This window comes from Cohnella cellulosilytica, assembly GCF_042431195.1.
Lineage (GTDB): Bacteria > Bacillota > Bacilli > Paenibacillales > Paenibacillaceae > Cohnella > Cohnella cellulosilytica.
Genome location: NZ_JBHMDN010000015.1, coordinates 114,237 through 135,928 on the forward strand (window position 1 = coordinate 114,237; position 21,692 = coordinate 135,928).

Consider the following 21,692-nt stretch of genomic DNA (forward strand, 5'->3'; position numbering starts at 1 on the left):
CATAACATTCTTTAGTTTGTCATCTTCCAATTTGCAGGGAGAGCGGTATAATGAACGCACGAATAACAATTTTTTCACAATATTCCATCCTAATGGGTAATTCATTGTGGTTAGGGTGAATAGTTGTCGTTCGCGACGTCTTTCGGCCACGGCTGATTTCCTCTCTGGAACCTCCATAACGTTGCGAATTCCAATCCGACGTTTCGTAATCCCTTCACACTCTCTAACCCGTTGCTTGCAATGCCATGCATGCGCGCTCTCTCAACCTTCCAATCGATTCTCGCGAGACAGATTCCGGTAAACCGAAAGAAAAGATGCGATATGAAGGAGGTGGTGCCTTTGATTGTATCCGGGAACGGCCCGAAATGAAACCGTTTTCTTTGTGTCGGAAAAAGCACGTGCGCACTGTCGGTCGATCGGGCTTCAGGCCCAAAAAGAGAGGGTTCTTGATCATTTCGCTCATAGAGCGTACACGAAAGGGTGGCGAGATAATGAACGGGAAAAAAGCGCGCGCTTATTTCATGATCTTGTTTTTGTTGGTCGAAATGCTGGCGCTTACGCCTGCCGCTTGGGCTGCGCTCGGAGATCCGGGCAGGATCGAAGCGGAAAACTACTCCGCGATGAGCGGCATTCAGACGGAGGCGAGCACGGAGGGCGGACAGAACGTCGCGTACATCGATGCGGGAGACTGGATGGATTATGCGGTCAACATCCCTTCGTCCGGAAAGTACAACGTCTCTTTTCGGGTATCCAGCCCTTATGCCGGAACGAAGCTGGAGCTGCGAAGCGGGACAACGACGCTGGCTGCGGCGACCGTGCCGAACACGGGCGGCTGGCAAAGCTGGCAGACGGTTGCGACTACGGCTAATCTGACGGCGGGCAATCAGACGCTTCGCGTGTATGCGGTCACGAACGGCTGGAACTTGAACTGGCTGGAGATTACGTCCGCTGCGCCGACGCAGATGACGTCCGCGCCGACGTTCAGTCCGGCTGCCGGAACGTATACGTCCGCGCAGAGCGTGACGCTGGCGTCCGCAACACCGGCGGCGACGATCAAGTATACGACGGACGGCTCGACGCCTACGGCGGCTTCCCCGACGTATACGGGAGCGATCAACGTGGCGGCGAGCGTGACGATTAAAGCCGTTGCGATGAAGGCCGGGTTTGCCGATTCGGCGGTGTCGACGGCCGCGTACACGATCAATCTGCCCAACGGTAAATCGATTCCCGGCAAGATCGAAGCGGAAAGCTTCGATGCCATGATCGGAGTGGCGACGGAGCCTTCCTCGGAAGGCGGGTTAAATGTCGGGTGGATCGATACCGGGGACTCGATGAGCTATAACGTCAACGTGGCGGCAGCGGGAACGTATACGGTGCAGTATCGCGTATCCAGTCCGAACGCGACGGGCCAGCTTCAATTAAAGTCCGGATCGACCGTGCTGGGGACGACGGCCGTCCCGAACACGGAGGGCTGGCAAGCCTGGACGACGGTTGATTCGATCGTGACGCTGGAAGCGGGCAGTCAAACGTTGACTCTATTCGCGAGTGCCGGCGGCTTCAATATCAATTGGTTCCAATTTACGCCGGGAACGCTGCCGGCCAAAGTTGCGTCCCCGACATTCGCGCCTGCCGGCGGCACCTATGCGACGCCGCAGAACGTCACCTTGGCGACGTCGACGCCGGGCGCGACGATCAAGTATACGACGGACGGCTCTACGCCGACTGCCGCCTCGCTTACGTATACGGGACCGATCTCGGTTTCGACGACAACCACCGTAAAAGCGATCGCCATGAAGGCCGGCATGACGGATTCGGACCTGGCGAGCGCGGCTTATAAAATATCCGTCAACGGCGGAGCGATGGACTTCCACATTCAGAACGGCACGAGAGGGAACTTCGCGGACAACGAAATCTATTGGGCGGTACTGGGATTGAATGCGGCCAATCAGCTCAGCTATTTGGACGCGAACGGAAACCTGGTTCCGACATCGACCGCGTTGAACGACGCCCCCGGACATTTGACCAAGAACGGCAATAATTACGCAAACATCTACCACAAGGTAAGCGACGTTCCGATCGTATCGGTGCCCGCCATCAGCTCGGGACGGATGTTCTTGAGCATCGGCAGCCCGCTGTACATCAAGCTGTACAACGACGGCTATGCGGGTCCCGACGTGAACAACCCGACCGATCCGAACAACGACGTGTACTGGGACTTTATCGAGTTCACGCTCGACGCGGGCGGATACCACGGCAATACGACCCGGGTCGACGCCTTCGGATTCCCGATCACGCACCGCCTGATCTGCGCGGACGGCTACGACCGGACCGTCGGCGAGACCGAGACGCGCGCCGCCTTGTTCGCCGCTTATTTGAACGAGGTGCCCGCGGAATTCAAGACGCTTGTGCAAGCGCCTTACCGAATTCTGGCTCCCGCGAAGGGCGGCTTCAAAGCCGGCGGCCCTTATGCGGACTATTTTGACAGCTATGTGAATCAAGTGTGGAACAGGCCGGGACCGAAGCCGACGACCCAGGATATTCTGCTCGGCATCGGCGCCGCCTCCGATCCCGAGATCTGCGCGGCTCTGAACAGGGGCGTATTCGCGACTCCGGCTTCATGGACCGACACAAGCGAATATTACAAAATTGCGCCCAGCAATTATTATGCGAAGTTCTGGCACGACCACAGCATCGACGGACTGTCCTACGGATTTTGCTACGACGACGTGTATACGCAAGCCGCCTATCTGGAGCATAACGACCCGACGGCCCTGATCGTCACTGTCGGTTGGTAATCGATCGATTTTTAACGAGAGACGCGGAGCGAAAAAAATAAAGGAGGCAGTTACGTTGAGGAGAAAAAAGGCGTTAATGCCGCTCTTGATTGCGGCCATGGTCGCCAGTCTGTTCGCTTCTGTCGGTCCGACTTGGGCGGCCCCGGGAGATCCGGGCAGGATCGAAGCGGAGAACTACTCCGCGATGAACGGCATTCAGACGGAGACGTGCTCGGAGGGCGGATTAAATGTCGCTTATATCGATGCGGGCGACTGGATGGACTACGCGATCAACGTCCCGGCCGCGGGAGCGTACACCATCGATTTGCGGGTATCCAGTCCGTACGACGCGACGAAGCTGGAGCTGCGCAGCGGCGCGGGTACGCTGGCCGCGGTCACGGTGCCGAATACGGGAGGCTGGCAAAATTGGCAGACGGTGACGGCCAGCGTGAATTTGGCCGAGGGCAGCCAGACGCTGCGCGTCCATGCGGTGACGAACGGCTGGAACTTCAACTGGCTGAACGTAACATCCGCCGCGCCGACTCAGCAAGCGTCCGCGCCGACGTTCACTCCGGCCGGAGGAGCTTACGCCGCCGCGCAGAACGTGACGCTGGCTTCCGCGACGCCAGGCGCGATCATCAAGTATACGACCGACGGCTCGACGCCGACGGCGGCTTCCCCCACATACGCGGGAGCCATCCCCGTATCGTCGACTACAACGGTTAAAGCGATCGCGACGAAAGCCGGGCTGACCGATTCGGCGGTGTCTGCGGCAACGTATACGATCAACCCGGGAAGCGGCAATGTAAACCTCGCTCTCGGCAAGACCGGGTATGCCTATACCACCGAGGGGGCCTTTGTCCCTGCACTTGCCTTCGACGGCAATCAGGAGACGCGCTGGTCGTCGCAGTTTGCGGACCCCCAGTGGATTTACGTCGACCTGGGAAGCGCGCAGACGGTTAGCTCGGTTCGGCTGCACTGGGAGACCGCCAGTGCGAAATCGTACAAAATCCAGGTTTCGAACAGTACGGATGCCTGGACGGACGTGCATACCGAAGTGAACGGACAGGGGGGCTACGAGACCGCATCGTTCGCTCCCGTGTCGGCGCGCTACGTGAGAATGGAAGGCTTGACGCGCAATACGGGCTTTGGTTATTCCTTATGGGAGTTCGAGGTCTACGGACAGACGGCGCAGCCTCAAGCAGTCGATATTCCGGTTGCGGGGCCCTATGCGCAATATTTGGAAATGGGGCTGTCTCCCGCCGATCTCAACCAAACGACGACATTAAAAACGCAAAACACAACGATTAACCACACGCTCCGGTACAACGTCGGGACGACGGTCACCCTCAGCGTCAATTACATGGTCGAACAGAAGCAGGTCGAGTTTCGCACGACGGATGCCGGAGGCCATACGGTTCAAGGCAATCCGTTGACGTTCGCCGTTCATCCGGGCTCGGCGATTGCCGTCATCGTGACGGAACGGGCGGAAACGCCGGCGTTCTCTCCGGCCCCGGGCGCGTATTCGTCCGCGCAAAGCGTAACGTTGACAACCGCGACGACGGGCGCGACGATCAAGTACACGACCGACGGTTCGACGCCGACCGCGGCGTCTCCGACGTATACGGGACCCGTTAACGTCACGGCCACGACGACGATCAAAGCGGTCGCGATCAAGTCGGGGCTGGCAGATTCGCTTGTCTCGACGGGGACGTATACGATAGGTTCCGCGAACGTCAATCTCGCGTTGAACAAGACGGCGAGGGCCAGTTCGTTCATCGCGGGCAGCGGGGCGGGCGCAGCCGTAGACGGCAATGGCCAGACGCGCTGGGAGTCCGAGTTCAGCGATCCGCAATGGATTTACGTCGATCTCGGCTCGAACCATACGGTGACCGGCGTCAAGCTCCACTGGGAGACGGCCGCCGCGAGAGCGTACAAAATTCAAGTATCGAGCAACGCGGACGCTTGGGACGACGTCTATACCCAGGCATACGGCACGGGCGGCATCGAGACGATCCCGATTGCCCCCGTCACCGCTCGTTACGTGAGGATGTACGGCACGGAGAGAAGCACGGTCTACGGCTATTCCCTGTGGGAGTTCGAGATATACGGTCAGACGACGCCGCTGCCGCCGCAAGCGTCGGCCCCCGTCTTCTCGCCGGCGGGAGGGGAGTTCACGACTCCGCAGAGCGTAACGCTGTCGAGCGCGACGGCGGGCGCGACGATCAAGTATACGACGGACGGCTCCACGCCGACGGCGGCTTCTCCGACCTACACGGGACCGATCCCCGTCACGGCCACGACAACGATCAAAGCGATCGCGACGAAAGCCGACATGACGAATTCGGCGGTGTCCAGCTCGACGTATACGATTAGCGCCTTCAAAGTGCTTTCGCCCGCCAACGGCCAGATGGTGACGAGCACGAGAACGCCGACGCTCGCGTGGGAGGCGAAGCCCGGCACGGCCAAATACGAAGTGTGGGTCAACTTGTCCAGAACCGATTACGACTGGAGCGCTTCGGGCAACCTGTTGGATCGCTACACCAAAATCGGCGAGACAACGGGCACGACGATCGCCGCGCCTTCGCTCGTCGACCGTTGGACGTACAAATGGTACGTCGTCGCCGTCGATGGCGGCGGCGGACGCAGCACCTCTTCCATCGGCCAATTCAGCGTCTATCTGCCCTACGTGGAGCAGGTGGCGGACGGCATCAATCTGATCAACGGCATACGCGATTTGAACAAGAACGGAACGATCGAGCCCTACGAGGACTGGCACAATCCGATCGCCGCGCGGGTGGACGATCTCATGTCCCGGATGACGAACGAAGAGAAGATCAACCAGCTCTTCTTCTCGCCCGAATCGCTGGACGGGTTGAACCAGATGGCCGGTTTCGTGTTCTCCTACGGCGTCACCGGTTTCATTACGGACGCCCAGAAGAAGGTTTCCGCCACCCAGCGGCTCGGCATCCCGATCGCCTTTACCGGCGACAAGATTGACGGCTGGAAGACGGCGTTCCCGACCGAGCTTGGTCTCGCCGCTACGCGCAACCTGGATCTGGCTTGGCAGGTCGGCGACCTTCAGCGCAGGGAGCATAAGGCATGGGGCTTCACCGGCTCGCTGTCTCCGGTGTCCGAAGTGAACACGAAGGTGCTGTACCCCCGGTTCCAGGAAGGGACCGGCGAGAACGCCGATTATTCGGCGGCGATGATGCGGGCCATTATCGCGGGCATGCAGGGAGGCCCGGAGGTAAATCCCAAATCGATGATGATCACGGTCAAACACTGGCCGAGTCAGGGCGCGGGCGGGGAGCAGTCCATCGTCTACGACAGCGCGACAATCAAGTGGCACATGAAGCCGTGGTACGCGGCGATGGACGCGAACGCCGCCACCGTCATGCCGGGCTACGGCGGCTCTCCGTACCTGGATCCGGCCGGCAACGGCGCGGGCACGAGCAAGCCGACGCTCGATTATTTGCGGAATACGATCGGGTTCAACGGGATTGTCATGACGGATTGGCTTGCCTCTTCGACGGACATTTCCGTTCGCAGCATAGGCGCGGGCAGCGACGTCATGGGCGGAGCGGTCGCTTCCGGCACCGACTTTAATACGCTGATCGCCGCTGTGGGCTGGCCGAGGCTGAACGAATCGGTAAGAAGAGTGCTGGATCTTAAGTTCAGATTGGGCCTGTTCGAGAATCCCTACGGGGACCCGGATTATCCGACGACGATCTGGCACAGCGTCGAGAGCAACAATATCGTGACCGAGGCGGCGCGCCAGTCGCTGACGCTGCTGAAGAACAACGGCGTTCTGCCGCTGAGGCCGAACGCGGGCGAGACGATCGTCGTAGCCGGACCGCGCGCGACGAGCGACGATAATGCCAACGACAATATCGCCAACGTCATCTGGCAATCGATCTATCACGACAACCCGGCCGCCAAATCGTATTTTCAAGCGATTCGGGATCGGGCCGGAACCGGCGTCAACGTCGTGCTGAACGACTCGGCGGCAGCCAAAGCCGCAGTCGTCGTGATCGGCGAGAGAAGCTACACGCACGGCACGGAATGGCTCGACAAAAATCCGAACATTCCGGCCGACCAGGTGGCGGAGATCGACAAGTTCTACAACCGGAATATTCCGGTCGTCTGCGCCGTCATCTCTCCGCGTCCTTACGTGCTGACGGACATTATGGACAAATGCTCGGCTGTCGTCCTGCTGTATCGTCCGGGCAACGGAGGCGGCGTCGCCACGGCGGGACTGCTGTTCGGCGACTTCCTGCCGAAGGGGCGGCTGCCGTTCCAATTGCCGCGCTCGGTCGATCAGATCGGCACCGACGCGGTCGGCAATCAGTTGGAGAAGTGGGATCTTCCCTACGATCTCGGCGCGACCGAAGCGGAAAGGACGCAAATCCGCAACCTGATCAATAACAACCAGCCGGTGCCGACGACGTTCGGGAATCCGTTATTCCCTTACGGATACGGGCTGCAAAGCTTTACTCCGGGGTGAGGGGAGCGGCACGGATAACGGAAAGCGCCTTCCGAGGACGGTGACGGTCCGGCATTCTCGCGGACAACTTGCACGAGGTATAAGAGGCTTTCCCGTAAGCAAGCGAGGGCAACTAAAATGATCACAAAAGAATGCGGATATATCTCCTGTAGAGCGAAGCGCCTGCCTCATACGGTCATGAAATTACCCTGTTGCGGTTTAAACAAATCCTGATTTCATGACCGCGCTTCGGGGTCCCCGGAAAGTAATCGGAATAAGCTGCGAAGCTTCTCGTCACTTTCTGGGGTACATTGCAGCGGAAGGAGATATATCCCCATGGTATTAAATCGATCATTTTATTGGGTTGAGCCTCTAACTTCTTCCGGGACAGCCTCTTGTTCATTTGGCAGTGTTCGGATGGCCGGCTTATCGAAGAGCCGCACCCGAACGGGCGAATACCCACTTGGACAGCCCGACGCTCACCTCGTACAAAATGAAAAGCGGGATGATCACAAGTATGTCGGACATAATATCCGGCGGCGTGATCATGACGGCGGTGACGGTCAGGACGAAGTAAGACAGCTTGCGCGCCTTCGCCAGCCGGGCCGGACTCAGAAGGCCGATCCGGGTCAGGAACATGACCGTGACGGGCATTTCGAACAGCAGTCCGAAGGGCAAGGTCATGCTCAGCATAAAGGAGAAGTACCGGTCCGCCGTGTACATCGTGGCGAATTCGCCGGACATGCCTTCCAGAAACTGCAGCACCATCGGATAGATGACGAAATATCCGAAGACGACCCCGCCCGCGAACAGAACGGGCAGCCAGGGAATATACGCCAGCGCGGCCCGCTGTTCCCGAGGCTGCAAGGCCGGCTTGACGAACAGCCAGGCCTGGTAGGCGGCTACCGGCAGGGTGACGGCGATGGCGACAACGCCCGCCAGCTTCAAGTAAACCCAGATGACGTCGGACGGAGCCAGAATCGCCAGCTTGAAATCCAGATCGCGGACGAGCCAGCGATAGATCTCCTTCACGTACACGAAAGCGCCGCAGAGCGAAGCCGCAAACGCGACCAGCGTAAAAATGATTCTGCGGCGCATTTCGCCCAAGTGGCCGACGAAGCTGCTTTCAGAGCTTTCGGCCTTCATGGCGCGCCTCCTCAGCCTTTGTTGGACTCGACCGCGGTCAGGCGCGGCTTCTGTTCCGAATTGGCGGGGGGCTCGGGCGTCTCCGCTTTGTCCTTGTCGTCCTTGTCGCCGTCGATCATGCCGCGCGTGGCGCTTTTGAACTCGCTCAGCGTGCGGCCGAAGGCCCGACCCAGCTCAGGCAGCTTGGAAGGTCCGAAAATGATAAGCGCGATGACCAGAATAAGAATAAGACCGCCGATCCCGATATTTCCGAATGGCATAATCAAGACTCCTCGCTATTGATAGATTAGGTGTGCATGCATACTCCGCGCTAGCCGAGCTTAAAGCCGCGGATCGCCACGACGGCTTCGCGCGGAATTTTGTCGCCCTTGCGGTGCGGCCACATGCTTGTCGGCTTGCCGACGTCCGTCGTGTTTTCGCCGGGGTGCTGGACGGACAGGAACAGCGTGCGCTCGTCCGGCGCGAAGAAAGGACCGGTCATCTCGCATTCGCGGGGCCCGGAAGCGAACTGCAGCGCTTCGCCCTTGCTCGGTCCGGCCGTCGGGATGACGAACAGGCCGTTGTTTTTGAAATGCGTGTACACGCCCTTGTTCAGGCTGCCGGAGGAAATGTCTGTCACGACCCACAGGCTGCCGTTGGAATCGAACGCCAGATTGTCCGGGGAGCTGAACCCGGATTGGCGGCCGCCTGCCGCGAAAATTTCGAAGTCGAACGCCGTTGCGCCCAGATCGTCGTCCTTTTCGAAAATGCGGGTAATATGTCCGTGAATGTTGCCGTGGTTGTCGTTGTTCGTGTGGCAAATAAAGATCGTGTTGTCGAACGGAGAAATCTCCACGTCCTCCGGACGGTCCGTCGGCGTTCCGCCGACCAGCAGCGACGCTTCCGCGCAGTTGGCCACGACGTCGCCTTGGGTTTGGTATTTTTTCAGCAGCTCTTCCTGAGTTCCCTTAACGCCGCTTGGCGCTTTGAAGCCTTCTTTCTCCACAGCCTTGCGTACCGCCTCGATCGTAACTTCCATCCATTGACCGCTTTTCAGATTGGCGACATACAGCGTGCCTTCGGAGAGCAGGTCGGAATTGCGGCGTCCCGCGGCCGGATCGTACTTGCCTTTGGAGACGAATTTGTAGACGCACGCGTCCTTCACATCGTCGCCCATGTACACGACGACGCGGCCGTCTTTGGCGATGCCCATGGCTGTATTTTCATGATGGAAACGGCCCAGAGCCGTATGCTTTCTCAGGAACGTGCCGTCGAACGGATCGATCTCCGCGACCCAGCCGTAATGCGCCGCGTTCAGGCTTGCGGCTTCGGTAGTCGCTTCGAAGTTCTCCTCGCAGGACATGACCGTGTTCCACAGCGTAACGCCGCCCGAGCAGTTCGCGAATGTTCCGGTTACGGAGGAAACGCCGCCGACCGCTTTGGCGCCGCGGGCCGGACCGGTCAATTCGAATTTGCTGAAGCCGTTGATGCGGCGGGCGTGCTTGGACGTCGCGTCCAGCTTCCATACGCCGTCTTCGCCCTGCTTGATCTCGATGACCGACATGCCTTGATAGTAGAGCTCGTTGCGGATTTGCGCCGCCGTCATTTTGCCGTCTTTGATTTCCCCGTGGAGAAAAAGGTTTGTGTATTCATGGTTGGTCACCAGCAGGCCGTGCGAATTGGAGCCGTTGATCGGGAAGTAGGCGTTGTAGTCCGCGCCTTGGCCGAACTTGTCGCCCGCGCCGTTGATCACGTCGTCGAACGCGGCTACGACATCGTACTGGTAGCCCTTCGGCAGGACGAGCTGGTCAACGTCGGACGGCTGAATCGGCTCGAAAAACCCGCTTACCCGATTCGTTTGGAAGCCGAAGAGATGATCGGCCGTCTTGGAGGCGGCGGAGGCTTTGCCCTCCAGCGTGCCCAGCCCGGCGGATGCGGCGGCCAATGCGGCTGCGCCCGTTCCGAGATAGGATAAAAATTTGCGGCGGTCCATTTTCTGGTTTTCGATCATGTTTTTACACACTCCCATTTTGGACAAGTTGGGCCATCACCACCAGCATAGCGGGTCCGTATCAATGGGGTGTTAGTTGGAAAGCAGCAATTTGTTAAAAAGTCGTGAATGTCACGAAAAAGTTACAAAGGGGGAGGGGAGAACCGGGTCAGAATCAGGAGCGGCAGGGAAAAGATCGATAGACAAAGATAATGGGGATGTATCTCCTGGAGAAGCCTCATACGCTCCTGAAATCACGGATTAACGAGTTAACCCTTCCCATTTCGGGCGCGTATAGCATCGTAAGGAGATACATCCCCCTTGCCCCTTGTTCATCGATTATCCTTTAGAGCAACTTGAAATACTTATGAGACAGCTCCGATCTTGCAGCGGAAGGAGATAGATGCGACTTGCCTTATTCCATCGATCATCTTGCACGCCTCACCTTGCGGAGCAGGTTTTCCATTGTTACATTTTGATAGAGCCGCTGGAGATCCCCTCCACGAAATTCCGCATCAGCAAGGAAAACAGGAGCAGCAGAGGGATGGAAGCGAGCAGGTAAGCGGCCATCATGCCGCCGTAATCGCTTAGCCCGTAGTTGCCCGCGGAAGCCTCGAAGGAGACGAGCGCCATCGTGACCGTCTGGTGGGAACGGTTCAGGAGGAGCGAGGGCAGCAAATAATCGTTCCACAGGCTGGTGATGTTGATAATCGCGACCGTGGTACAGATCGGGACGGACAGCGGCAGCACGATCGTCGAGAAAATGCGAATGTTGCCGGCGCCGTCGATGCGGGCGGCTTCGAAAATTTCGTCGGGCATTTGCTCGAAGAACGTTTTCAGCACGAAAATGCTGAACGCTTGGCCGCCCCCGATATAGGGCAGAATCAACGCCCAGTAGCTGTCGGTGAGACCGAGCTTCTTGATCTGCAAATAAAGCGGAATCAGCGTCAGAAAGCCGGGAATGAGCAGCAGGCCGAACACGAGCAGGAACAGCGTGTTTTGCAGCGGAAAACGCAGCCGGGAAAAAGCGTAGGCGCTCATGGCGGCGAATACGACGATGCCTACAACGCTGGCCGCGATGATGAGCGTCGAGTTCAGCAGGGACGTGCTGATTTTATCCCAGGCGACCGCATAGTTGCTCCACTGGAATTGCTGCGGGAAGTTCAGCGTGCTGGAGGCGAACTCGATCGGCGACTTGACGGAATTTTCCATAATAAAATAGATGGGCAGCAAGTTGAACACGAGCAATAGCAGCAAACACCACTGTCCCGCGCCGGTAAGCCGGAAGATACGCATCGGTTAAACCTCCTCTGGATCAGGAATCGGATTTGATCAGCCGCATATTCAGGAGCGTGAGCAGCAGGATGATCACGAACATGACGAGCGCGATGGACATGCCGTAGCCGAACTCTCCGTTCACGGTGGATACGTTGTACATATGAAGAATCGGCACGTAGGTGGAGTATCCCGGTCCGCCGTTCGTCATGATGAGCGGGGGAATGATGTTTTGCAGACTGCCGATCAGCGTCAGAATGACAATCAGCCGCAATTGCGGGTAAGACAGCGGAATGTCGATCGTCCGCACCCGTTTCCAGCCGGTGGCGCCTTCCAGCCTGGCCGCTTCGATAATTTCCGAAGAGATGCTCTGCAGCCCGGAATAGAAAATGAGCAGGTTAAACGCACTGATCCAGGGGAAGCCCATCAGAATGATCGAATATAAAGCGATGTTGGGATCGCCGAGCCAGAGCTGCTTCAGGGAGCCGAGTCCGACGAGGTCCAGCAGTTGGTTCAGAGCGCCGTCTCCCTGATACAGAAACCGCCACAGCAAAATGGTGACGATGCCGGGAATGACGATCGGCACGACGAACAACGTCCGGTACAGATACTGGGCTCGCTCGTTCTTCAGATGGAAAATCAGCTCCGCCACGAAGAAGGGCGGGATTACCGCCAGCACGATGGACAGGACGACCCAGATCAAGGCGTTGACGACAGATTGCCGGAGCGCCTCGTCGTCGAACATGCGGACGAAATTGTCCAGACCGATGTAGTTCGGAGCGTTAAAGCCGTCCCAATCCGTGAACGCTCCGTTCAGCGCCTGGTAGACCGGGTAATACATAAACCAGATCAGGAAGACGAAGGTAGGCAGGATAAAGCCGTACCCGGTAAGCGCGCTTTTGAGTTTGGCTTTCGTTTTGCCGGCCATCGGATAATCATCCTTTCTCGATAGGGGATGAAAAAGAAGGAGCCGCTTTCAGGCAGCGGCTCCCCTTCTACTGTATTGCGATTCGCGGCCAGCTCTAGTATTGACTGAAGTCGATGCTGTTTTTGGACTGGTATTCCTTGATCGCCGCATCGAGCTCCTTCTGTACGTCGGCCTTGGCTTTGTCGAAATCGATATTGCCGCTCAGGTACAGGCCGAAGATGCGCTGCATGTTTTTGGTCAGGTTCGGCGAGGAGCCGCCTACGCCCAGCGCCTTCAGCTTGTTCGAGGCCTGATTGGCCAGCTCGGTCATGCTTTCCGAAGGCTTCGTATCCGGCCAGGTCGGGACGAAGGTGCCGTGCTCGTTCACGATTTTCTCCACGTTGGCCGGCGTGCCCAGAAATTGCAGCCAGTCGATGACGGCTTCTTTCTTGCCCGCTTCCTTCATCGTCGCGTTCGCTTCCTTGGTAGCGACGGCGAACTGGAATGCGGCATTCGGGCCTCCGACCGCGCCGGAGACGTCTTCTCCCGTCGTGTACGGCGTATCCGCCTGCGTGAGCACCGGGAAGTTAAACGAGCCGAGCTCGAAGGCGACGTTGGCGTCCTTGGCATTCTCGGGCAGCCAGCTTCCGTCGTAGAAGATGGCGGTTTTCCCGGCGAGGAAGTCGTTCCTCGCGCTGCTGCCGACGACGCCGGGATCGGACGACAGATGATCCGGCTTCCAGTTGTCGGTCAGCGACTTGAACAGCGGCCACCAGCCCATGAAGCGTTCGTCGGAGGTGTTCAGCATCCCCTTGACGATGGCGACGCTTTGGTCCAGGGACGATACCCCCGGACTGTCGTCGAAGGCGGCGATCGTCTCGTATTCCTTGGCGAAGAAGTCGGACAGGAAGTGGCGCTGGAACCAGTCGTAATCGGGCGCCTGCGACATCGCCGTAATGCCGGCCGCCTTCAACTGCTGCGTGGCGGCGATCAGCTCGGACCAACTGGTTGGCGCCTGCGAGATGCCGGCCTTCTCGAACAGGTCCTTATTATAGAAGAAAGCGGTCGCGACATAGTCGCCGTTAATGTTGTAGCTCTTGCCGTCCGGGGACCTCGTCTCGCTGACGACGGTCAGATTCATCGCTTCTCTCCAGGTCGGCTTGTCCGGAATGTAGGGGTTGGGCTTGTCGAAGTATTCCGTCAGGTCCTCGGCGATTCCCTTCGGGAACGTATTGTTCAGCTCGGCCCATTGTCCCCAGAATACGTCGAACATTTCGCCCGCCGCCGCTTTGACCCGCACCGTCTGGGTGTAATCCTTGAACTCCTCGTCTATGAATTCGATTTTGATGCCGGGATGCGCGGCCTCGTATTCGTCGGCGACCTCGCGAAGCTGGGTCTGGTTTTTCAGGCCGGCGATGTTTTTCGAGTTGGGCGTGTACACCTGCGCGTACATCGTAATCGTGCCTTGCCAGCCGGCGGGCGCGGCAGCGGAAGAGGTTCCCGGAGCCGATTCCGCTGGGCTGCTGCTGCTTCCGGCGTTGTTGGCGCCTCCGCAGCCGCCGAGAACAAGTCCGAGTCCGAGCAGAGCCGCGGGCAGTTTTCTGGCATTCGTCGTCAAGCTCATTGCAATCCCCCCAAAGTGATTGTTGCAAGCGTATTCGTGCGTTCTGTCTTATCTTAATTCACGGTCGGAGGCGTCAATAGGGGTGTAGATTTTACATTCGGATGAATTTCTTTACTTTGGCCTTCTTAGGGCGTGTATGCAAACCCGCTCAGAGGCATCTATCACCGCCTTTTCGCCCCCTGCTTCGTCACTTTTGCTTGACGTACCCCCGGTACGCCTTCACAAAAGTTCCTTGCATGGAACGAAAATTCGGCAACATCTGCTTTCCTCGGAGTATGCATACACGCCCTAGCGCGTATGCAGCCGCTTGTATTCGGACGGGGAGCAATGCGTGAATTCCTTGAACACCCGGTAGAAATGCTTGATGTCGGCGTACCCGACCAGCTCGCTGATTTCCTGAAGGCTGTGCGAGCTGTGTTCGAGCAGATGTTTGGCTTTCTCGATGCGGCATTCCTTGAGGAAGGCGACGAAGTTCCGGCCGGTCTCGTATTTGAACCAGCGGCTGAAGTAGCTCGGATTCATGCCGAAGCGGTCCGCGGCCGATTGCAGGCTGACGCCCTCGGCCAAATATTGCGCGACGTGCTGCTTGATCTTCTCGATCAGCGGCGTGTCGGAGAAGCTGCGTTCCTGGCGGATCGTCCGGCACAGGTCGCGGAGGAGCAGGCCGATTTTGTCCATCAGCGACGAGCGCAGGACGGTTCCCTCCAGCTCGTGAACCCATTCCTCCAGAGATTTGCCGCTGATCCGGCGGATGTCCAGCTCCATCAGCTTTAACTGCGCGCCAAGCCGCAGCATATAGTGCGTGATCATCCGCTGCAGCTCGGCGGGCATGACCAGCTCGGAGGAGGCGAGGTCGTCGAGGATCGAGAAGGCGGCCTGCTCGTTGCCGAGCAGCAGCTGCTCGAGCGAGTTCTCCACCTGCTCCAGCACGGGGGCCGACATCCTTCTGTCGGCGCGAAGCGCGGGCAGCGACAGAATCTGTCCGCCTCCACAGATCAATCTGTAGGTGACGGCAAGAGAGGCGTCTTGATACGCTCGGGACGCGTCGGCCACGGGACGCAGACCGCTGAGGCCGATCGTAACCGTTCGCTTGAAGCTCCGCTCGATGTCCCGCTGCAGTCGGCACGCCGACTCGCGGGCGCTCAGGGAAGCCGAAGCTTCGCCGGAGGCATAATTCAGCACGACCACGACTTGGCCGACATGGTCCTGCAGCACGTATGCATAATCGTGCTTGGCATACCATTCCTGGATGAATTTCGTCAGCGCGTAGCGGAACAGCTCCACGTCAAAGGTGCTGTACGCATTGTTTTCGATCCAGTCCGGGCTGACGGCCAGCAGAATAAGCGCGCCGCTGTCCGGGTTTAACGGCGGGTAGCCGGCCTCCACGATAAACTGCGTCAGCTCGTGATAATCCTGTCCGAAGATGAAGTGCTGGTAATACAGCTTCTGCGCGAGCGGGGCGGCTTTCCGGACGGTCTGCTGCAGCGACAGGACGCGGGCCTGCTCGCTGCGCTCCTTGTCGATCAGCGCCTCGGCTTTGCGGAGCGTCTCCAGCAGCTCGCCGCGGTCCAGCGGCTTGGTGATGAATTCGAATACGCCGCAGCGGATCGCCTGCTTGGCCAGCTGGAAATCCTGGTACGCCGTCAACAGAATCCGGTGAATGCGGGGAGCCTGCTCGACGATCCGCTCGCAGCACTCGATGCCGTTCAGTCCCGGCATGCGGAAGTCCAGAATGACCAGATCCGGCTGCAGGCGCAAAATTTGCCGCAGTCCGGACTCGCCGTCCTCCGCCTCTCCGACCAGCTCCCATTGCGGGGCGAAGCGCTGCAAAATTTTACGAAGGCCCTGGCGGATATAAGCTTCGTCATCAACGATTATGACGCGATACATAGACGTTAACCTCGCTTTCGCTTTTGATCAGGGGGAGCAGCAGCACGACTTCGGTGCCTTCGCCCGGACGGCTGTCGATGAGCATCGTGTAGGGATCGCCGAAATAGAGGCGAATTCGGGAGAATACGTTGACCAGTCCGATGCTTTGCTCGTTCTGGGAGAGTCCGCGCTTGCCGGCTTCGAAGCTCTGCCTCAGCCGCTGCAGCCGTTCCGGCGGCATGCCCAGTCCGTCGTCGGCGACGGTCACCTTCACGAACGTTCCTTCCCGGGCGATGGAGACGGCGAGCTTTCCTTTGCCCTGCTTCATCTCCAGTCCATGATAGAAAGCATTCTCGATGAGCGGCTGAATCAGCAGCTTGGGAATATAGAAGTCCATCAACCCCTCCTCCACGTCGATGGTCATGCCCAGGCGGGACGAGTAGCGGTTTTCCTGAATGTAGAAGTAGTTGATCAGATAATCCTTTTCCTCCCGGAAGGTGTTGAAGTCGTTGCCCGCGTTCAGCGAGGTTTTGACCAGCTTGCCCAACGCGGTGATCATATCCACCGTGGCGTCCGCCTCGTCGATCTCCGCCTTCATCTTGATCGTCTCCAGCGTATTGAAGAGGAAATGGGGATTGATCTGCGACTTCAGCGCCCGGAGCTCGCTCTCCTTGCGAACGATCTCCGCCTGATACAGGTTGCGGATCGTCTCGTCCAGCTTGCGGCTCATGCGGATGAAGCTGCGAATCAATTGGCCGATTTCATTGCGCGGAGGATTGTCGTATTCGATCTGGAAGTCTTCCGTTTCGACCCGCTTGATCAGGGAGATCAGCTTATAGATCGGCTTCGTAATCTGATAGGAAATGCCGGTGGAGACGAGCAGCGCGCAGACGATGCAGACGACGCCGATCAGAATCATCGAGTTGCGCACCTGGATGATGCCCGATACGAGCTGCGATACGGGTACGTAGCCAACGACCGTCCAGCCCATCTTGCCGACGGGATGATGCACGACGATATTTTTTTGCTTGCCCGCGGTGACGATCTGCGGCTCTTGGCTGTCCGACGGCAGCTCGGCGATGTGGGACATCAGCCGTTCGTCCACCGGATCGCCGGCGTAGACCAGCTGGTCGTCCTGGTCGATGAGGAGGAAGGAGCCGTTCTTCTCGCCATTGACGCGGCCCATAATTCTTTCGATATCCTCCAGCGTAAAATCGACCTGAAAATAACCTGAAGTGACCAGGAGAGTAGAGGATTTGTAAATTTTGCGGATCAGGGAGAATACCTTGGGCGGCGGCGTGTTCTGGATCGGCTCATCCTGGGCGGATTGATGCAGGCTGAGAAAGGTGACGCGCTGATCGGTGCTGCCGAACGCATCGTACCACGGCAGCTTGTCGGCGGTCAGATCGGGCGGGAGATAGCCGAGACTGTAGATGCGCTTCTGTCCCACTCCGGGTTTGCTGAAGTAGGAGATGTTCTCCACGCTGTCCCGCTGCGACTGCCAGAAGCTGAAGTTTTTCTCGACCGTTTTTTTAAGCTCGAGGCTTAGCAGCGAATCCAGCTGCTTGTCGTCGGTCAGCAGATCTTGAAAATCGGGATTATAGTAAGGCATAAGCGTGAACTGCTCCAGCTCGCGAATGTACATCTCGATGTTCGAGGCGGTGCTGACGGCCACCTGCTGGGCGAAGCCGCTGACCTTTTTTTCCATGGCGTTGCTGTACAGCCCGTAAGCGCCCAGACCGAGCACGGACATGGGCAGAACGATGAAGACCATATACGTCAAAATGAGCTTTTGCTTAAAGGTGAGAAAACGGTTCATCGGCTCCATCCTTCTTCCGGCGAGTGAAGTGTGTCGTCTATCCAATCAGGCAGGCTGATAGGTGTGCGGATAGGTTTATTGTAACAAAACAACGCGGAGCGAACAGCCCGTTCGCGGAGATAGACCATGGATGCTTATGGTAAGAGCATTTCATTGAAGCTCAAGTTGTTGGTGTTTGCGACTGATAAAGGATGCTTTAAGTCGATTGATATTAAAAATGGCCTAGTCATTGGCGTTGACTGGGCCATTTTTATCGGTTTCACGGACCTAAAAATAATGTTCCAAAAAACATGTATAGAAAAAACGTTAAAAGGGCTATGACATTTAAGATAATGAGTATGAGGTCATATTTGGAATTCGATTTTCTTAATTGTATATACGATACTATAATACCGACAGGCGGCAATATAAAAGTAGAGATTAATCCTATTCCATCAAACCATTGACTATGATCAAAATAAAACCCGTCCAATAGGAATAATATAATAGCTAATAAGAATGTAATCATAGCTATTACGCGAAGGTTTATTGGATTTGACACTATAACACCATCCCCTTTTTTCATTATCTCCAATATCTCAAATTTTTTTGTTATGTCAAACAAACCAAATTCCGATTGGCATGCATGAACTCATAATGTTGGGGAATAACGGAAACGTTCGACTCGGAACGGCAATTGGCCCCTATCGTTTTCGCAATGCGAGGCTTTGAGAGGGTAAGGTGAGGAATCAAATTTCCAGATAAACTCCCCTTCGACATCGCGTTATCGTGTATAGTTGATACAGAAGAGGAATTATCCGGAAAGGAGAAGCCGATGAGAGCCAAAGCCGTTTATCTGATCGTCGTTATGCTGATTGCGGGCAGTTGGTTGGCCAATTACGGTTATTATCGGTATTACCGGCTGCCGGAGCCGGGATTTCTCCGCCATTACATCGAGACGACGTATACGCCTTCGGTTGCCTTCGATCTGCTGTACGTCGCCAACAAGGACGATCTGCGCAAGCCGACGTCGGTGACTGCGAAAGGGCTGGAGGCGCTGCTGTTTTACCCCGTACAGGTTCATCAGGAGCTGAGCAGCCACACGATCTACATTTTGCGCGGGTATTTCGACGTGAACCGGATGAGCGAGAGGTCTGAGGAGGCGGAGGAGCCGCTCAGGCTGAACTCGGTAACCGTTTATTATAGCGACGGCACCATGAGCGAGGAAAACGTGGGCGAGATTATCGTCTATCGTCCAGTCTGGCCTCCGGAGACGTCGAAGGAGCCTCCGGTCCGGATGAGCATGGCGGGAAGCTCAAGCGATCACGGAGGCCGCGCCGTCGTATCGGTAAACCGGCAGGTAACGTTGACCGGGCTGACTTCCGCGTGGCTGGAGAAGCTGGGCGATTCGTTCCGATACGAGCTTAAGACCGCAGCGAGCGAAACGCCCCAAACAAGCGACGCTTCTCCCCCGCTGGAGCTGAGCGAGGGCCAGGCGGTGACGCTGGACTATCGGTTCCGCATGCAGGGGACAAGCGACGCTCTGTCCGTCTACAACGTGCAGCTTAGAGAGAGATACGAGGAGCCCGGGGGAGATTCCTACATCTATACCGTCTTCGCCAACTACACGCCGTATCCGACCGATGCCCAGATGCGCGCTTACGTCCGGGAGATAAGGGGGAGGAAGGATTGAGGAGAGCTTATGCCCGGATCGCTTGGGGGCTGGGATTCGCGCTGATCGACTTTACGATCAACTCGTTCGATCTGTTCCCCGATGTCATCGGCTACGGTTTGCTGGCGGCGGGGCTATCGAAGCTTGGCCCGAGGAACGGCCGCTATCGGCTCGCCCGGAACGCGGCGGTCGTTCAGCTTGTCTTGTCCGTTCTGGCGCTGCTGGGATGGACGCAGCCGGGCTTCTCGTTAACGGGCGGCGGCACGCCTTCCGTTAACATGCTCGGACTGAGCGCGGCGACGCTTGTCGTCGAATTGACAATGCTCTACGGCTTGTGCGAAGGCATTCGTTTGGACGCCTTGAAGCGGGGCAGGAACCGGCTGGCTCGACTCGCGAGGCTTCGCTGGCATTTCGCCTTCGCGGCCGGCGCCGCGATGCTGTTCCTGCTTCCTTTTCAGATGAATCGGTCCTTGCGGGAGATGCTGCCGATCGCGCTTGCGCTGGCCGTATGCACGATCGTCTCCGAGCTGCTCGTTCTGGGGCTGGCTCGGCAGGCCGGCCGGGAGATCGCCGGCAATCCGGGAGGCGGGGGCGGAGGTACGGACGAAGACGCAGGTTCCGCAATCGATATGCGGGTATAAGTGAATAGACAGGCTTGAATGCGAGAGGAGCTGGATTCATGGGAAACGAAATACAGGCTTTGGCGCTGGGCAACTACTCGGATGCGATCTATCATCCGTTCGCGGGCGTGGACGAGGAGCTGCGGCAAATTTTCCGGGAGCGAATCGACGTCAGATGCACGGGAGATTACGGGATGCTGAAGGAGGAGTATTTGGCCCCTTACCGGCTATTTATTTCGTATACGGAATTTCTGGAGGAGAAGCTGTCGGCCGGGCGCACCGGGGCTTTGCTGTCGTTCGTGGCCAAAGGGGGAGGCCTGCTGGCCATTCATAACGGCATTTCCTTGCAGAGGAATCAGGAGCTTGCGGCGCTGCTCGGCGGCAAATTCATGAGCCATCCCGAATATACGGCTCTCCCGATCCGCATTCGCGAGCCGAACCATCGGATCACGGACCGCGTCAAGCCGTTTACGGTGGAGGACGAGCCCTATCGCTTCGAGTTCAACCCGCATATTCGCACGACGATTTTCGCCGAATACGAGCATGACGGAGCGTATTGGCCTGCGGCCTGGACTCACGATTTCGGGCTCGGGAGAGTCGTCTATCTCATGCCGGGGCATAGACGGTCCGCGTTCGAGTCGGAGGATTACCGCCGGCTGATTTTGAACGCCGGGCTGTGGGCCGCGCAAGCGATCTAGCCGCCGGGATAAAGCGGAATGGCCTTGAATACGATTTCAGTCGATTATTCCCGGACGGTTGTGTATAATTTGGGTAATCGCCCAAATGAGAAGTTGTTTACAGTTTGCGCGATTTTTCTATGCTAACGTAAGGGTATATAAGCCTATGAGGAGATGAAGACTGTGACGATTAAAGAGGAATTGAAGGGTAAAAACATCATCATCCCCGATAACCCGGTATCGAACTTTCTATTCAACAACACGAGATCGGGCCTGCTGTGGCTGATCGTGCGCCTGTACTTGGGCTATGCCTGGGTGGACGCCGGTTGGCACAAGGTGACGAGCGACGCCTGGGTCGGAAGCAATGCCGGAGCGGGACTGACCGGATTCATTAACGGCGCGCTCGGCAAAGCCGCGGATGGCAAGGACGTAACCGGATGGTACGCCTCGTTCCTGGAAAATGCCGTGCTGCCCAACGCCAAAGTATTTTCTTACATGGTCGCGTTCGGAGAATTGCTGGTCGGCCTCGGCCTGATCCTCGGTCTGCTTACGGGAGTGGCGGCGTTCTTCGGAGCTTTCATGAACGCGAGCTTCCTGTTCGCGGGAACGCTGAGCTCCAATCCGCTGCTGTTCATTCTGGCGACGTGGATCGTGCTTGGCTGGAAAGTAGCGGGCTGGTACGGGCTGGACAGATGGGCGCTGCCGCTCCTTGGCACGCCTTGGGGACGCAAGAAGACGTCGAGCTGATCAAGCCTGACGAACCTGCCGAAATTGCGTGGCGTAATTAAGAACCTCGGTCATGTGGATGACCGGGGTTTTTGCGTTGTTTTCGCGCCATAGTGAAAAGCTCGACTCTCACGTATACTGGAGAATGT

The 21,692-nt window shown here is 57.7% G+C and carries 16 protein-coding genes; 7 read left to right on the forward strand and 9 right to left on the reverse strand.

Annotation, left to right across the window (positions count from 1 at the left end; genetic code table 11):
* Nucleotides 1–491 precede the first annotated feature (491 nt).
* On the forward strand, nt 492–2,795 hold the full coding sequence (locus ACFFT4_RS11695; RefSeq protein ID WP_378047790.1) for a carbohydrate-binding protein: 2,304 nt from the start codon (nt 492–494) through the stop codon (nt 2,793–2,795).
* 55 nt (nt 2,796–2,850) lie between these two features.
* Nucleotides 2,851–7,281: a chitobiase/beta-hexosaminidase C-terminal domain-containing protein gene (locus ACFFT4_RS11700; RefSeq protein WP_378047792.1), complete on the forward strand. Its 4,431-nt coding sequence runs from the start codon at nt 2,851–2,853 to the stop codon at nt 7,279–7,281.
* Between the two features lie 405 nt (nt 7,282–7,686).
* Here the strand turns inward: ACFFT4_RS11700 and tatC are convergent, their stop codons facing one another.
* The 8 genes from tatC to ACFFT4_RS11740 form a co-directional block, all read right to left on the reverse strand.
* Nucleotides 7,687–8,406: a twin-arginine translocase subunit TatC gene (gene tatC / locus ACFFT4_RS11705; RefSeq protein ID WP_378047794.1), complete on the reverse strand. Its 720-nt coding sequence runs from the start codon at nt 8,404–8,406 to the stop codon at nt 7,687–7,689.
* Nucleotides 8,407–8,417: 11 nt separating this feature from the next.
* Entirely contained in the window at nt 8,418–8,666 is a 249-nt protein-coding gene (gene tatA, locus ACFFT4_RS11710) for a twin-arginine translocase TatA/TatE family subunit (RefSeq protein ID WP_378047796.1), read from the reverse strand.
* Nucleotides 8,667–8,716: 50 nt separating this feature from the next.
* On the reverse strand, nt 8,717–10,396 hold the full coding sequence (locus ACFFT4_RS11715; protein WP_378047798.1) for a PhoX family protein: 1,680 nt from the start codon (nt 10,394–10,396) through the stop codon (nt 8,717–8,719).
* A 447-nt stretch (nt 10,397–10,843) separates the two neighbouring features.
* A complete protein-coding gene (locus ACFFT4_RS11720; RefSeq protein ID WP_378047800.1) occupies nt 10,844–11,671 on the reverse strand; it encodes a carbohydrate ABC transporter permease in 828 nt (275 codons plus the stop codon).
* A 19-nt stretch (nt 11,672–11,690) separates the two neighbouring features.
* Nucleotides 11,691–12,578 (reverse strand): carbohydrate ABC transporter permease, encoded by an 888-nt coding sequence (locus ACFFT4_RS11725; RefSeq protein WP_378047802.1) that lies wholly within the window; start codon nt 12,576–12,578, stop codon nt 11,691–11,693.
* Between the two features lie 94 nt (nt 12,579–12,672).
* Nucleotides 12,673–14,181 (reverse strand): ABC transporter substrate-binding protein, encoded by a 1,509-nt coding sequence (locus ACFFT4_RS11730; protein WP_378047804.1) that lies wholly within the window; start codon nt 14,179–14,181, stop codon nt 12,673–12,675.
* 288 nt (nt 14,182–14,469) lie between these two features.
* The gene (locus tag ACFFT4_RS11735) at nt 14,470–16,071 is read right to left on the reverse strand and encodes a response regulator transcription factor (RefSeq protein WP_378047806.1); all 1,602 of its coding nucleotides are present in this window, start codon (nt 16,069–16,071) and stop codon (nt 14,470–14,472) included.
* On the reverse strand, nt 16,049–17,869 hold the full coding sequence (locus tag ACFFT4_RS11740; RefSeq protein ID WP_378047808.1) for a sensor histidine kinase: 1,821 nt from the start codon (nt 17,867–17,869) through the stop codon (nt 16,049–16,051). Before ACFFT4_RS11740 ends, ACFFT4_RS11735 begins: the two co-directional genes overlap by 23 nt.
* Nucleotides 17,870–17,995: 126 nt before the next feature.
* On the opposite strand from ACFFT4_RS11740, the gene ACFFT4_RS11745 reads away from it, so the two are divergent.
* Nucleotides 17,996–18,190, forward strand: a complete 195-nt coding sequence (locus ACFFT4_RS11745) for a hypothetical protein (RefSeq protein WP_378047809.1) — start codon at nt 17,996–17,998, stop codon at nt 18,188–18,190.
* On the opposite strand, the gene ACFFT4_RS35425 is transcribed toward ACFFT4_RS11745, so the two are convergent.
* Nucleotides 18,129–18,434: a YnaG family membrane protein gene (locus ACFFT4_RS35425; RefSeq protein WP_512699938.1), complete on the reverse strand. Its 306-nt coding sequence runs from the start codon at nt 18,432–18,434 to the stop codon at nt 18,129–18,131. The two genes, ACFFT4_RS11745 and ACFFT4_RS35425, sit on opposite strands and share 62 nt — an antisense overlap.
* Nucleotides 18,435–18,683: 249 nt before the next feature.
* On the opposite strand from ACFFT4_RS35425, the gene ACFFT4_RS11750 reads away from it, so the two are divergent.
* The 4 genes from ACFFT4_RS11750 (at nt 18,684) to ACFFT4_RS11765 (ending at nt 21,564) form a co-directional block, all read left to right on the forward strand.
* Nucleotides 18,684–19,541, forward strand: coding sequence for a hypothetical protein (locus ACFFT4_RS11750; protein ID WP_378047810.1), 858 nt, complete (start codon nt 18,684–18,686; stop codon nt 19,539–19,541).
* A complete protein-coding gene (locus tag ACFFT4_RS11755; protein WP_378047812.1) occupies nt 19,538–20,161 on the forward strand; it encodes a hypothetical protein in 624 nt (207 codons plus the stop codon). The genes ACFFT4_RS11750 and ACFFT4_RS11755 overlap by 4 nt, the downstream gene beginning before the upstream one ends.
* A 38-nt stretch (nt 20,162–20,199) precedes the next feature.
* Nucleotides 20,200–20,838 (forward strand): ThuA domain-containing protein, encoded by a 639-nt coding sequence (locus ACFFT4_RS11760; protein WP_378047813.1) that lies wholly within the window; start codon nt 20,200–20,202, stop codon nt 20,836–20,838.
* A gap of 162 nt (nt 20,839–21,000) precedes the next feature.
* Nucleotides 21,001–21,564, forward strand: a complete 564-nt coding sequence (locus tag ACFFT4_RS11765; protein ID WP_378047815.1) for a DoxX family membrane protein — start codon at nt 21,001–21,003, stop codon at nt 21,562–21,564.
* The last annotated feature ends 128 nt before the right edge of the window (nt 21,565–21,692 follow it).

Excerpts from the sequence above, each read along its gene's own strand:
- ACFFT4_RS11725 (WP_378047802.1), bottom strand. The coding sequence starts at position 12,578 with ATGGCCGGCAAAACGAAAGCCAAACTCAAAAGCGCGCTTACCGGGTAC.
- tatC (WP_378047794.1), bottom strand. The coding sequence starts at position 8,406 with ATGAAGGCCGAAAGCTCTGAAAGCAGCTTCGTCGGCCACTTGGGCGAA.
- tatA (WP_378047796.1), bottom strand. The coding sequence starts at position 8,666 with ATGCCATTCGGAAATATCGGGATCGGCGGTCTTATTCTTATTCTGGTC.
- ACFFT4_RS11740 (WP_378047808.1), bottom strand. The coding sequence starts at position 17,869 with ATGAACCGTTTTCTCACCTTTAAGCAAAAGCTCATTTTGACGTATATG.
- ACFFT4_RS11730 (WP_378047804.1), bottom strand. The coding sequence starts at position 14,181 with ATGAGCTTGACGACGAATGCCAGAAAACTGCCCGCGGCTCTGCTCGGA.
- ACFFT4_RS11695 (WP_378047790.1), top strand. The coding sequence starts at position 492 with ATGAACGGGAAAAAAGCGCGCGCTTATTTCATGATCTTGTTTTTGTTG.
- ACFFT4_RS11715 (WP_378047798.1), bottom strand. The coding sequence starts at position 10,396 with ATGATCGAAAACCAGAAAATGGACCGCCGCAAATTTTTATCCTATCTC.
- ACFFT4_RS35425 (WP_512699938.1), bottom strand. The coding sequence starts at position 18,434 with ATGAAAAAAGGGGATGGTGTTATAGTGTCAAATCCAATAAACCTTCGC.
- ACFFT4_RS11745 (WP_378047809.1), top strand. The coding sequence starts at position 17,996 with ATGGATGCTTATGGTAAGAGCATTTCATTGAAGCTCAAGTTGTTGGTG.
- ACFFT4_RS11735 (WP_378047806.1), bottom strand. The coding sequence starts at position 16,071 with ATGTATCGCGTCATAATCGTTGATGACGAAGCTTATATCCGCCAGGGC.
- ACFFT4_RS11750 (WP_378047810.1), top strand. The coding sequence starts at position 18,684 with ATGAGAGCCAAAGCCGTTTATCTGATCGTCGTTATGCTGATTGCGGGC.
- ACFFT4_RS11720 (WP_378047800.1), bottom strand. The coding sequence starts at position 11,671 with ATGCGTATCTTCCGGCTTACCGGCGCGGGACAGTGGTGTTTGCTGCTA.
- ACFFT4_RS11760 (WP_378047813.1), top strand. The coding sequence starts at position 20,200 with ATGGGAAACGAAATACAGGCTTTGGCGCTGGGCAACTACTCGGATGCG.